Genomic DNA, 13,461 nt, shown 5'->3' with positions numbered 1-13,461 from the left:
CGGCGGTCATCTTGGGCGCGTCCTGCGACGAGACGGCGTACGCTGGGATGAACTCGTGCGGTGAAATTGGCACGACGTACTGTCGGTCGCCCGTCCGCTCGACCCGTCGGAATGGCTTGGCAACTGGTCTCCTACTGTGTGTTATAACACCCATGGTATCTTACCAAAAGTTACATAAGTATGCATGCTAACCGATACCTCGTGGGAAAGATGATCAATGACCACAGTCATTTAAGCAGACGTAACTTTGTCGGGGCCAGCGCTGGGACGCTTGCCGCGACGCTCGCTGGGTGTGTCGGTGGCAGCGACAACAATACGGAGTTCGTCACGGCGTTCGAAGGCGGTCGCCCGCCGACGGAAGTCCAGTTCAATCCGTGGAACGCGTCGAACTACGCTCAGACGTACAGTATCTACTGGCTCCAGGAAACGCTCGTGACGCATTCCGACGGAACGGTGTCCACGGATTTCTTCGAGAATGTCAGTGTCGACGGCAACGAGGTCACGATCGAGTTCTCGGACCAGTGGAGTTACTGGAACGGAAACGACATCACCGCCGAAGACTACTTGATCTCGGCCGAGATCTGGCGCTACCAGAACCCAGAGGCCTCGCCGTTCGAAGGTCACGAACTGGTCGACGACTACACCGTCAAGCGAATATACAAGGACGAGGTTTCGCCGGTCATCGCGAGATCGAACGCGGGCGGCGGGACGACCGCCCCGAAATCGGTCTTCCGAGAGTACTACGAGCGCTACGAGGATGCGGGCGGAGAAAGCGGCCGTCAGGCGGTCACCGAGGATCTCCTCCAGATGACGATCGACACCGAGGAGTTCGTTGAGGAGGGATACGGAAGCTCGCTGTTCCGCATCGAGGACTTCAACTCCTCCGAGACGCTGGCGACCAAATGGGAGGACCATCCGTGGGCGGACGAGACGGATATTGAGCAGATTCGGGTCCTTCCGAACGTCGAATCGGGGACGCAGGTCGAGCAACTCGAGAAGAGCAACGAGCTCGACATGACTCAGTACATCACCGAGAGTCAGCGGCCGGAATACCCGGACAACATCGAGAACATCTACGAACTGAGTCACTACAACTGTCAGAAGTACATGTTGAACTGGAACAACGAGCACCTCGCGAACCGATCGGTTCGCCGGGCAATTATCTCCGCGATCGATATCCCCTCGATCATCGACGCCGCGACGCAGACGGGAATGCTCGCGAGCGCGACGGAGGTCCAGACGGGGATCCGGGAGACCATCGAAGATCAGTACCTCGGCGAGGACTTCGTCGACCAGCTCATCAACTACCCCGTCGAGGCCGACGAGGAGGCGGCGATCGCCCATATGGAAGACGCCGGCTACTCGAGGGAAGACGGTGAATGGGTCAGTCCCGACGGCAACACGACTGACTTCACTGTCATCACGCAGTCCGCCGTTTCGCAGTCCCAGCCGACGAAAGTCTTCACCGACCACCTCAACGAGTTCGGGCTGAACGCGGAGATGGAGGCCGTCGGGCAGGATTACTACTCGCGGGTCCAGGAGTGGGAGTTCGACATCGCCTGGATGTGGCACGTCGCCCTCCCGTACTGGCATCCCATGGCGTACTTCTCGAACAACTTCTACGGCCTCCTCGCCGGCGACGTCAACAGCGATAGCGACACCGGCCCGACCGGCGTACCGTTCTCGCTCGAGATCCCCGAGGAAGTCGGCGCAAGGGAGATCGGGAACAACGGCGTCGAGATCAATCCGGCACAGCTCATGGTCGACCTCGAGGCGGCGTCCTCCGAGGAGGAAACGATCGAGATCACGCGAACGCTCGTTCAGTGGGTCAACTTCGACCTGCCCGCGATCATTCACTTGCAGGAGAACCGCGGCTTCGCCGGTGACGTGGAGAACTTCGACTTCCCGAGCGAGGACGAGTTCCGGATGGACCGTCCGAATCCGGGCCCGTACGCGTTGATGAGAGGGCGTATTTCGACGAACTGAGCGTCTCCCGATCACAACCCCCTTACACAACAGGATATAGTCATGGAAGCGAATTATTTCGCCAAACGAGTTGGACAGGCGCTGCTGACGTTTTTCGCGACAGTGACGCTGACGTTCGTTCTGTATCAGATGATGCCAGGTGGCCCTGCCCAGGCGCTTCGAAACCAGATCCTCGCCCAGCAGATGGGGTCGTCGAATACGATTAATCCGGAGCAGATCGAACAGCTAATCGCGAACTATACGAACCTAGAGAGTGACGCACCGATTTACGTGCAGTACGTCCAGTACATGAGCAGCGTCTTCCTCGAGGGCGATCTCGGCGAGTCACTCTACGAGGACGCCGCCGTGACGGAGCTACTCGCCGAACGACTCCCGTGGTCGATGCTCATCAGCGTCTACGCGATGGTCATCGGCTACTCCGTGAGCATCGTGCTCGGGGCGGTGATGGCGTTCAAGGAGAAATCCCGATTCGACTCGGTGTCGTCCGTCGTCGTCATCGGCCTCAACTCCACGCCGTACTACGTTGCGGGGATCCTCTTTATCTTCTTTTTCAGCATTCGATACAAGGTCTTCCCGACGGGCGGACGGGTCGGACTCGGTATCGAAGCGGGATTCAACCTGGCGTTCATGCAGAGTATCGCGCTCCACGCCGCGCTCCCGATACTGTCGATGAGCGTCCTCGGACTCGGGACGGCGCTGACGATGCGGGGCAACTCCGTCCGCGTCCTCGGGGAGGACTACCTTCGCGTCGCGGAACTTCGCGGACTGCGAAACTCCCGTATCGCGACCCAGTACGTGGGCCGAAACGCCATCTTGCCGATGTACACGCAGTTCATGATCGGTATCGCCGGCGTGCTCAGCAGCTCCGTCATCGTCGAGGAGATCTTCTCTTACCCGGGCGTGGGACTGCTGGTGTACGACGCCATTCAGGTGCGCAACTACCCCGTCCTCATGGGATCGCTCATCGTCTTTACGCTCGTGACGATCGTCGCGATCCTGATCGCTGATCTGACGTACGGCTTCATCGATCCACGAATCTCGTCCGGAGGTACCAATGAGTAACGAACGACCCGACGACGACCTCGAGACGCTCTTCGACGCGGATATCGATCGAGAACCGACGCCGCGGTCGCAGCGGCTCAAGCGACAGTTCGACCTGTATGTCGTTGCTCCCGCCCGGGTGGCGATGACCGACTGGCGAGCCATCGTCGGGACGGCGATCATCACGATATTCTTCCTGATGGGAACCGTCGGCGTCTGGCTCGTCGACAGACCGACGAGCGGCGACGCGCCCGTTCTCGCACCGCCGTTCCAGAACCTCAACTACATTCTCGGGACGGACACCTTCGGGCAGCCGATCGGGGCGCAACTAATCCACGCGACGCCGGATATGTTCCGAATGGTGTTCGCCGGGGCGGTCGTGAGCATCGGGTTCGCGGCGCTGGTCGGCATCGTTTCGGGGTTCCTCCGGGGGTCGAAGATCGACACGATACTGATGTCGATCACCGACATCATCATCACGATCCCCGGACTCCCGCTGGTCATCGTTCTGATCGCGATCTTCCGGCCCGAGAGTCCGTACGTCATCGGCGTCCTGCTCGGGCTCGACAACTGGCCCGGGCTGGCGAGGACCGTGCGTTCGCAAGTGCTCAGTATCCGTGAGGAGTCGTACGTGGAGGCGTCGCAGATCATGGGCATCTCGACGGGGACGATCCTCCGCCGGGACGTCCTCGCCCAGCTGATGCCCTACATCACGGTGAACTCGGCGCTGGCGTCCCGACGCATCATCTTCGAGTCCGTCGGGCTGTACTTCCTCGGGATCCTCCCGTTCACGACGTTCAACTGGGGCGTCATGATGAACGTCGCCTACGAGGGTGGCGCACTGAGTCGGCCGAGCATGTACCACTTCCTCGCGTTCCCGTTACTGACCATCTTCCTGATGTCGTTCGGGCTCGTGTTGTTCTCCCAGGGGATGGACAGCGTGTTCAACGTCCGACTCAGGGCGCGTCACTCGTCGACGATCGACGACGACGGAGGTCCCGAACCATGAAACCATCAATTAGAATATGTAACGGTAGTACTATACTACTGTCCGCAATTCACTCCGACAAGACAACGAATGAGTAACACAGATACGATCGTGGAGGTCCGCGACCTCAACGTCACGTTCCAGATGAATCGTGGACAGTCGCGCGTCGTCCGGGACGCCGATCTCGACGTCGCTCGCAACGAGACGCTCGGCATCATCGGCGAAAGCGGGAGCGGCAAGTCCATGCTCGCCTCGTCGTTTCTCAACGCCGTCGTCGAACCCGGCGTCTCGACCGGCGAGGTCACGTACCACCCGGAGGACGGCGACCCGGTCTCCGTGCTGGAGCTCTCCGAGTCCGAACTGAATCGGTTCCGCTGGGAGGAAGTCGCCATGGTCTTCCAGGGGGCGATGAGTTCGTTCAACCCCGTCACGAAGATTCGAACGCACTTCAGGGAGACCCTGCAGGATCACGACCGCGACATTCCCGCCGGCATGGATCGCGCGCGTGAACTCTTGGAGAGCGTCTACCTCGATCCGGATCGGATCCTCGATTCCTACGCACACGAGCTCTCGGGCGGCATGAAACAGCGCGCACTCATCGCACTCTCACTGGTGCTCGAGCCGGACGTCCTCGTTCTCGACGAGCCGACGGCCGCGCTTGACCTGCTGATGCAGCGCTCGATCGTCACGCTCCTGCGCGAACTTCAGGAGGAGTACGATCTGACGCTCGTGTTCATCACGCACGACCTCCCGCTGTTGACCAAGCTCGCCGACCGCATCGCCGTGATGTACGCGTTCAACATCGTCGAGATCGGGACGACCGACGATCTACTCTACGACGCGTCGCACCCGTACACGCGCGCGCTCCTCGACACGACGCCGGATCTGAACGTGCCGGTCGATGAGATGAACATCATCGAAGGGAGCAAACCGGATCCCGTCGACCACATTCCGGGCTGTTCGTACCACCCCCGGTGTCCGATGGCCGATGACCGCTGTCGATCCGACGACCCGCCGATGATGACGGTGAGCGACTCCCACGAGTCGGCGTGTTTCTACCACGAGGAGGCCGCGGACGCGGTACCGATCAGCGCCGCGCCCGACTCCCCCCCGACGTCCGGTCGAAGCGCCGCGACCGACGGAGGTGAGAACTGATGGCGCCGTCCGAACCGATAATTTCGATGGACGGCGTCTCCGTCGAGTTCACCAACGACGGCGGGCTGCTCGATCTCTTCGGCGATTCGGAGACGGTCCGCGCGGTCAACGACGTCTCCCTCGAGCTCGGCGAAGAAGAGACGCTCACGCTGATCGGCGAGAGCGGCTGCGGCAAATCGACGCTCGGGAAGACGGCGATCGGCGCTCAGAAGCCGACCAGCGGGACGGTCAGGTATCGCGGACAGGACGTCTGGGAAGCGCGAAACAGTCCCCGCGACGCGTCGATCTCGTTCGACGAGATCCGCCACTCGCTCCAGATCATTCATCAGGATCCGGGGAGCGCGCTCAATCCGAATCAGCGGATCCTCACCTCGCTGATGCTACCGTTGAAGAAGTGGTACCCCGACCTCGGCCGCGACGAGCGAGAAGAGCGCATCCACACGCTGTTCGAACGCGTCGGAATGTCACCGCCCGGCGATTACCTCAACCGGTACCCACACCAGTTGAGCGGCGGAGAGACACAGCGTGCGGTCCTCGTTCGGGCGCTGTTGTTGGATCCCGATCTGATCTTGGCCGATGAGGCGATCAGCGCGCTCGACGTCTCCCTGCGCGTCGAGATGATGGATCTCATGCTCGAGCTGCAGGACCTGTTCCAGACCTCGTACCTGTTCATCTCGCACGATCTCTCGAACGCGCGGTACATCGCGGAAAAGTCCGGCGGACGGATCGCCGTGATGTACCTCGGCGAGATCGTCGAGATCGGAACAGTCGAGGAAATCGTCGAAAACCCACAACACCCTTACACGAAAGCGCTGCAGTGGGCGACGGCGAACCTCTACGAGGACGAAGACGACGAGGAGTTCCCCTTGCGGAAAATCGACGTCCCTGATCCGACGGATCTCCCCTCCGGCTGTCACTTCCACCCGCGCTGTCCGAACGCTCGAGAAGTGTGCAAACGCCAGCATCCGGGACGGATCCACGCGAACGGCAACGAAGAGAACTACGCTCGGTGCTTCCGGGCGGACGAGACCCACGAGTACTGGAACAGCCCCGAGATAACGGATGAGCCGCCAGTTGACTCCCCGTGAGAGGCCGTTCCGACGAAATAGATATGTCCGATATGACCGACAATACCAGTATGGAAACGTCCAGCGAGTCGAACACCAGACGACGTCGATCGGTGTCCCTTCCCGGTAGTCCGGTGTTGTGGATATCGATCGGGATCGCGATCGCGCTGATACTCACCGGTATGCTCTTCTTCGACGGCCCGATGGCAGGCGTGCTCGGGCTGTGGGGCCTTTCGCTCTTCGCCACCACGGTCGTCGGATACGTCGCGTATCGCGTCTGGTATCAGTACGGTTCGTGAACAGCCTCGAGGTCACGTGGTTCGAGACGCCTTCGCCGTCTCGTCACTAAGCGGGAGCTTCGCTCCGGCGAGGTCCGCGAATCCGACGGATTCCCTTGATCACGGAAGATCCAGAACCTTCCGAACGACCCCGAGGCTTTCGCGTAGACCCCGTTCTATGTCCCGATCGAGGCAGGGGTACGTACTCCCCGCTCACGTTCAGCGTCCCGCGATTCAAGCACACATCTACGGGTGCGCCTCCATCACCTGTGTTTTGCCTGCCGGCGAGACTGCAACCCACTATTCTTCGCAGCGTCGTAATCCGCGTGGTTCTCGCACCCGCACTGCTGACACTCGAACGACTCTAGAGGGTCGGAGACGTACTTCGTCGGTGGCGTCTCCGAGCCGTCGGGGATTATGTAGTGTTCTCAGTTCTGGAACAATATTCTCTTTTACATCTATCTCTATTTGGAACTCGAGTTCCCTCGTTGGAAATCTCGAAACGCTCTATTCGAGACTGTTGACCGCTATATCCGACGAATTATTTCCTTCTGCCTGAATACGTACTCGTACCGGACACGGAAAGATTACAACCGTATGAATGTAATAACTCTGTTTCGAAATTACGAACGTAATTCTCTATAATAGCGTATCGTTCGGATTCACGAAACAATCTCTATAAGCAGAGAAAATACGGCGAGGGAACTGGGACCAGTTCGCAGGACCGCGACGAATGACATTCGCCACAATCTGTACGAAAAACCGGGCCGAGAGTCGAGTTCCCGATTTCACGCCGCGACGACAGCGGCGGGTTCTCGCGGCGTCGATCTCTGGCCACCTCGAGACGAATCGCCGCTTCGCCAGTTCGAGAGAGTGAGAGCGGAGGCTCCGACGACGCGTTCGTCGGTGCGTTCCTCTCGCGGTACGGCCGCGACGAATCCGCGACCGACGCACTAGAGCGGGAGCGGCGGCAGCGCTGAAGTGAACCATCAGGGGCGGTCTGGCGGGAATCTCCGAACCCGAGGTCGAAGCGGTCAGTCGACGGGGACTCGAGTAGTAACAGATATAGTAGCCACCGAAACGATTGACATACTGATCGCAACGCTGTCGTGCGATCAGTTGTGCATGACGTTCAGTGGCTACTATAGTTCGGTACACCGGGAACGCTGACCGGCACCGGTCCAATTTAGTAGGCCCGGTGTGTCGGCTGTTCGTATGCCTACGCAACGGATGGATCGGATCGTCGATAGCGGTGTCATTGCGATACTCCGAGGCGTCGATACGGAGTCCGCGGTCGACGTAGCCTCCGCAATCGTCGACGGGGGCGTAACGGCACTCGAAGTCACGGCCGACACACCCAACGTCACCGAAACGATCGATACGCTTTCCGACCGCTTCGACGACGTGCTCGTCGGCGCGGGAACCGTCTTAGACGCCGAAACCGCACGGGCCGTCCAACTCGCCGGTGCGGAGTTCCTGGTCACGCCGACCGTCAACCCTGCTGTCATCGAAATGGGCAACCGCTACGGAACGCCCGTCGCATCGGGTGCGTTCACGCCGACCGAAGCGCTTCGAGCCGCCGAAGCCGGTGCGGAGTTCGTGAAGATATTCCCGGCGAAGACCGGCGGGCCCGAACACGTCGCCGCGATAGGCGGTCCGCTCTCACAGATCCCGCTCGTGCCGACCGGCGGTGTCGGCCCGTCGAACGTCACGGCGTATCTCGAGGCGGGAGCCGTCGCAGTCGGTGCCGGCAGTTCGATCGTCGACGACGAGGCCGTCGCTGCCGGGGACTACGCGACGATCTCCGAGAACGCACGCCGAATGGTCGATGCCGTCGACTCGGCGCGAGACTGACTCCGACGCGCGCTCGAGACGCGGAGATGGTCTTCGAACCGAACATCTCAGGGATTCACATAGAGTGAACGAATACCACAGTTACGCATGAACGATAGAGCAACGCGGAACGAACGCGACGAGTCGAACGGCCGGTTTTCGGGTGCCGAGTGGGAGACGAATATCGACGCTGGCGGGGTCGATCTGGCGAATCTCGGCGGAGTAGACGTCGATCACGTTCACACGTCTGCGCGCGAGGCCGACGTCGTCGTGTGGAAAGACGACGACGGCGTCTTCCACGCGGACGGGACCGACGAGCGTATCGCCAGCGGAACCGCCATGCTCGACGTCATTCAGGCGGCCGTCGACGGTCTGAGCGACGACCGTACGACGAAAGAACGCGTTCTCGTCGCATCGGCCGGAACGGTGGGCCCCGTCGACGAGCTCACGCAGGTCGTGCTGCCGAGTCACACCGTTGTCGATGTCCCGGCACAGATCACCGTCGAAGACGAGGGCGAATCGCTGGTCATTCCCTTCCGCGCGCTCGGCGAAACGGACATCGAGATACCGCGCCTCTCGATAGCGGGGAACCCTCGGTTCGGTCTCGTCCTCCAGAACTGCGACCGGGTCACGCTCGGGGACGTTCGCGTCCGGTTCCGGGACCTCGACGCGCTGGATCCGTACGAGGACCATCCCGACTTCGATCCGCCCGACAGCTTTCCGCCGTCACACGATCCGGACCGAACGCGGGACGAGCAGTTGGCCGATCCCGTTCACGTCGGGCAGATCAACGAGGGAATTCGCCTCTCGGGACGGGCGCGCGAGGCAGACGCCGAAGACATTCAGCTGCGGTCCGCCTACGTCGAGAACGCGCGACATCACGCCGTCGAAACGTACGACACGCGTCGCGTCCAGATCGGTCGAGTCCTCGCGACCGGCCACGGCGGATCCTCCGTCCTGCTCAACGGGACGACCGACGCCACGGTCGATAGCGTCGTCGGTGACAATCCGTCTTCCCCGTCGCTATACGCGACGTTTCGGTGTGCAAACGGCTGCAGAAACGTCACCGTCGGCCAGATCGTCAGTCGAGACGCGCCCCGCGGAATTCACATCACGACCGATTCGAACGATGTCACCATCGGACGGGCCACCGTTATCGGTGCCAAAGACAGAGGAGTCAAGATCGACGACGTCGAGAACGTGACGCTGCAGGGCGGCCTCATCAAGAACGTCACGAAGGAAGCGATCCTCTCTACCGGCGACGGCGTCTCGGTCAGCGACGTCCGAATCACCGACGACCGGCCGCCGACGGCGTGCGATCAAACCTACGCGATCGTCTCCGAGGGCACGAACGGCCGCTTCGTCGACAACGACGTCCGGAACGGCGGTGCCAAGGGGCTCATCGAGGCTGATTCGCCGGATACGATTGTCCGCGATAACGTGGGCGACGGCGTCGACTCCGGGACCGTCACCCTCGAGTCCGGATCTATCCCGGCCGCGCGCGTCGCGGACGTCTCGGACGAATATGCAGGATCACTGTCGCTGCGCGCCGAGTTCGCGGCCGCCCCGACCGGTCCGGTCGCCTGGACCCATCGCTTCGAGTGGACCGGCGACGCCTGGGACCTCGTCGTCGAGTGGGAGACCGTCCCCGACGACGACCTCGAGTTGCACTACATCGTCGACCGGACGCGAGGCACCGCTGGGCCGCTCACCGAGGCGGACGCGTCTCCCGTCACTACCGGGACCTATCGCATCAGGGCTCGACACACCGATCTCTCGCTGGCAGTCGACGGATCGGACGTGGTCCAGGACGAGTGGTCGGCCGCCACGGAGCAGCGGTGGACCGTCGACCGGCTCGCCGACGGCACCTATCGGATCGCGGCCGACGACGGACGCGTTCTCGAGGTCGCCGACGCCTCGAGCGAGGAGGGCGCGGTACTGTCCGTCGGTGAAGACGTCGGTGCGCCCCATCAGCGGTGGGAGATCACCCCGCTCCTCGGCGGCCGGTACCGCATCGAAGCGGTGCACAGCGGTCGGGCCGCCACCGTCGCCGAATGGGGGCGGGCTCCCGGAACGAGGATAACGCAGCGGTCCTTCGACGGGACTCTCAATCAGCAGTTCCGCTTCGATCGACTGTGATCGCTTCCGAACGCGCCTCCGGTAGGGGTGCCGATCACCGTTCGATGGCCGATTCTCGCGGGCCGAGGTACGTCTTCCGCTCGCCGTCGGTGTAGACGACGATCCGGTCCACGATGAGACCGGGATCCAACGCGTGTAGTTGGAGGGTGTGCGTCCTCGCCGTCTCGATCTCGTGTGTCGTCGTCCCGATCGCGGCTCCGCGGAGGACGTTCGCTTGCCATTGGGGGTCGTGCTCGCCGCCGTCGGGATCGATCGAGACGACCGCGCTCTCGCCGCCGTCGATGGCTACTTCGTACCGCAGATCCCGCCGCTCGTTGAGCGCCTGTGTCGGAATGCACTGGACCTCGACGTCGACGGAGCCGGTCGCGGACAGCTCGATGTCGTACTCCAACAGCGGGGCGTCGTCGCTCCCCGGATCGTGGCTCGAGAAGATCGACGGCTCTACGGCGACGGTCGTTCCCGAAACGCGCCCCGGGACGTCACACCGGGTCCAGACGCCCGGATCGCCGTCGCGGGCGCTGCTGTACCGCTCCGCCTCGATGGCGACGGCGCCGTTCGTCTCGACGAAATCACTGCAGGGGTCGCCTCGCGGCGCCGCCGCGTCGACGCGAACGGTCTTTTCGACGCCCGCCCCCTCGATCGTCACGTCGCCGGTCGCCCCCTGATCCGGGACGGCGTCCCAATCGACCCCGACCCACAATCGGCGTTCGTCCTCGACGACTCCCTCGGTGGCGTCGACGTCGATCCACTCGTCGCTCGGCGTCGCGGACCACTCGACGGGGTCGTCGCCGCGAGTGAACACGTCGACGAAGCGGTCCGGGTCGACTCCCGGATCGAACGTCGGCAACGCCGGCAGCGTGCGCTCGTCCCCGCGGATCGGCGTCCGACGGCCCTCCGCGGCGACGCCGAGCGCAGCGCCCTCCCGCGGCGTGAGATTCGCCGTCGCGGGTGCGTCGAACACTGGCAGGTCTCGAGGCCGGTGTGAGAGCATCCCCTCCCACTTGCCGTCAGCGAGGATCTCGTTGTAGTATCGCGTCTCGCCTTCGATCCGCCGGTGAGCGCGCTCGGCCAGGTCGGCGTAGCGATTGGCACTCGTGCGGCCCTGTCCGGCGTACAGCCGGCTTCGGGCCGCGTGGAGGTACTTCTCCGCCATCGCTGCGGCACAGCGCACCTGATACAGCACCAACTGATAGAAGCTCGGTCGTCGCTCCGGCGGAAGGGCCTCGCTGACCGCCTCCGCTCGTTCGACGAGGCGTTCGAACGCGTCGACTCGGCGGCGCGCTTCGTCGCCCTCGCGGACGAAACTGAACGCGGGCTCGTCCGGTGGCGTGTCCGGATACACCGACGACCACCCCATGTGTTCGGGCTTTCGGGCGAGCGCCAGCCGGTAGTACTCGGCGAGAAGCTCGGCGATATCGTCGGCGTGGGTCTCGCCGAACTCGCGGGCGGCCCAGTCGCGCAGCCACTCAGCGCTCGAGACGGAGCGGGTCGCCTCGACGTCCCACGCGAGATCGAGAGCGAACTCCAACTCCGTCTCGGTCGGTTTGATATCGCCGACGTTCACGACCCAGTAGTCGCGAGCGCCGGCGTCGTACGCTTTCGTCAGTTCGGATCGAACGAGGCCCAACGGGACGCTCGACAGCCAGAGATAATCGTGCGGACGGCCCCAGTAGGAGAGGTGATAGTACAGCCCCGACCCGCCCTCACGCTGCTGCTCGGTGTCGGTCGGCAGTTCCCGGACGTAGCCGTGGTTGTCGTCCGGCCACAGTAGACAGACGTCCTCGGGGACGTCGATTCCCTCGCGATACACGTCGAGGACCTCCTTGTACGGGCAGAACACTTGCGGGATCTCCTCGACGGGCCGGTCGTGGGCCTCGTCCAGCAGTCGCCGCTGATCGTCGATCACCCGCTGGAGCAACTCGGCCGTCTCCGCTCGCGTCTCCCCGCCTGGCATGCCGGCGTCGTGGATGCCGCGCATTCCAAGCGTAAAGACGTTCTCGGAGTCCGCCACGGCTTCGACGCGCGACCGCCAGTACGCCAGTATCCGCTCGCGGTTGGTCGCGTAGTTCCACTCACCGTCGGCGTCGTTCCACTCGTCGACGTTGTTTCTGTGCATCGGTTCGCAGTGCGACGTTCCCACGATGATCGCGTAGTCGTCGGCGACGGCCGAATTCTCCGGATACCGGTAGAACGCCTTCGTCCCGGGATGCATCGCCGGCCAGACGGTGTTCGCCTTGAGACGCAACAGCAGTTCGAAAATCCGCTCGTACGTCGTCGGCCCGATCCCGGGCCGATCGTCGGCCTCCGCCGGGGCGAACGTCTCCGACGCCCACGGCCGCAACCCGAAATCCTCGTCGTTGAGGAAGATCCCCCGATGAGTCACCGAGGGAGGACCGAACTCGTACGTCCCCGACTCGACGACGACCGCGTCGCGCTTCTCGGGTGGCACGTCGGCCCACCAGTACCACGGCGAGACGCCGATCCGCTCAGACAGTTCGTACGCGCCGTAGGCCGTCCCGCGGCGATCGCTCCCGGCGATCAGCACGCACGACTCGAGGCCGGGAAGCGGCTCTTCGACCGTCTCGATGACGAAACTCTCCCGTTCGTCCGTCAGCGTCGCGACGTCGACGTCGCTCGCCCGGAGACACCGCTCGACGCCCTCGGAGCGACCGACCGTCCCGACGATCACGGCGGACGAAGCGAGGTCGTCGAGCGACCCGGTGACCGCGGGACGGCGTCCGGTGACGCGCTCGACGTCGTCGCCGAGGTCGGTCGCCGCGATCCTCGCGACCTCGTGATCGCCCTCGGCGACGTAAATATCGGCGACCGCGTCCTCGTACACGATCGGGACGCCGCCGTCTGGCGGCCCGTCAGTTATCATACCCATCGGTTCGGCTACTCGTCCCGAGCAGAGAAAAAGACCACGGCCGGCCGTTCGCGAAGCACGTCTCGACGGTACCGATCCGACGCGGTT

General features: G+C 63.0%; 9 protein-coding genes and 1 pseudogene. 8 read left to right on the top strand and 2 right to left on the bottom strand.

Annotated elements, in window-relative coordinates; translation table 11 throughout:
- Nucleotides 1-180: 180 nt before the first annotated feature.
- The 6 genes from LDH66_RS19675 (at nt 181) to LDH66_RS19650 (ending at nt 6,536) form a co-directional block, all read left to right on the top strand.
- Nucleotides 181-1,986: an ABC transporter substrate-binding protein gene (locus tag LDH66_RS19675; RefSeq protein WP_226482788.1), complete on the top strand. Its 1,806-nt coding sequence runs from the start codon at nt 181-183 to the stop codon at nt 1,984-1,986.
- Nucleotides 1,987-2,028: 42 nt separating this feature from the next.
- The gene (locus LDH66_RS19670) at nt 2,029-3,048 is read left to right on the top strand and encodes an ABC transporter permease (RefSeq protein ID WP_226482787.1); all 1,020 of its coding nucleotides are present in this window, start codon (nt 2,029-2,031) and stop codon (nt 3,046-3,048) included.
- The gene (locus tag LDH66_RS19665) at nt 3,041-4,036 is read left to right on the top strand and encodes an ABC transporter permease (RefSeq protein ID WP_226482786.1); all 996 of its coding nucleotides are present in this window, start codon (nt 3,041-3,043) and stop codon (nt 4,034-4,036) included. Before LDH66_RS19670 ends, LDH66_RS19665 begins: the two co-directional genes overlap by 8 nt.
- A 69-nt stretch (nt 4,037-4,105) precedes the next feature.
- Nucleotides 4,106-5,170 (top strand): ABC transporter ATP-binding protein, encoded by a 1,065-nt coding sequence (locus tag LDH66_RS19660; RefSeq protein WP_226482785.1) that lies wholly within the window; start codon nt 4,106-4,108, stop codon nt 5,168-5,170.
- Entirely contained in the window at nt 5,170-6,258 is a 1,089-nt protein-coding gene (locus LDH66_RS19655; protein WP_226482784.1) for an ABC transporter ATP-binding protein, read from the top strand. Before LDH66_RS19660 ends, LDH66_RS19655 begins: the two co-directional genes overlap by 1 nt.
- A 50-nt stretch (nt 6,259-6,308) precedes the next feature.
- Entirely contained in the window at nt 6,309-6,536 is a 228-nt protein-coding gene (locus LDH66_RS19650) for a hypothetical protein (RefSeq protein WP_226482783.1), read from the top strand.
- A 175-nt stretch (nt 6,537-6,711) separates the two neighbouring features.
- Here the strand turns inward: LDH66_RS19650 and LDH66_RS23320 are convergent.
- Nucleotides 6,712-6,880, bottom strand: a pseudogene (locus tag LDH66_RS23320) (RNA-guided endonuclease InsQ/TnpB family protein); the annotation flags it as partial.
- A gap of 850 nt (nt 6,881-7,730) precedes the next feature.
- On the opposite strand from LDH66_RS23320, the gene LDH66_RS19640 reads away from it, so the two are divergent.
- Nucleotides 7,731-8,369, top strand: a complete 639-nt coding sequence (locus LDH66_RS19640; protein WP_226482782.1) for a bifunctional 4-hydroxy-2-oxoglutarate aldolase/2-dehydro-3-deoxy-phosphogluconate aldolase — start codon at nt 7,731-7,733, stop codon at nt 8,367-8,369.
- An 87-nt stretch (nt 8,370-8,456) separates the two neighbouring features.
- Entirely contained in the window at nt 8,457-10,487 is a 2,031-nt protein-coding gene (locus LDH66_RS19635) for an RICIN domain-containing protein (protein ID WP_226482781.1), read from the top strand.
- A 34-nt stretch (nt 10,488-10,521) separates the two neighbouring features.
- On the opposite strand, the gene LDH66_RS19630 is transcribed toward LDH66_RS19635, so the two are convergent.
- Nucleotides 10,522-13,374: a glycosyl hydrolase 115 family protein gene (locus LDH66_RS19630; RefSeq protein ID WP_226482780.1), complete on the bottom strand. Its 2,853-nt coding sequence runs from the start codon at nt 13,372-13,374 to the stop codon at nt 10,522-10,524.
- Nucleotides 13,375-13,461 lie beyond the last annotated feature (87 nt).

The sequence above is a fragment of the Natrinema amylolyticum genome (genome assembly GCF_020515625.1).
GTDB classification, from domain to species: domain Archaea; phylum Halobacteriota; class Halobacteria; order Halobacteriales; family Natrialbaceae; genus Natrinema; species Natrinema amylolyticum.
The sequence above is the reverse complement of the archived record's forward strand: the minus strand, read 5'-3'. Positions and strand labels throughout refer to the sequence as shown.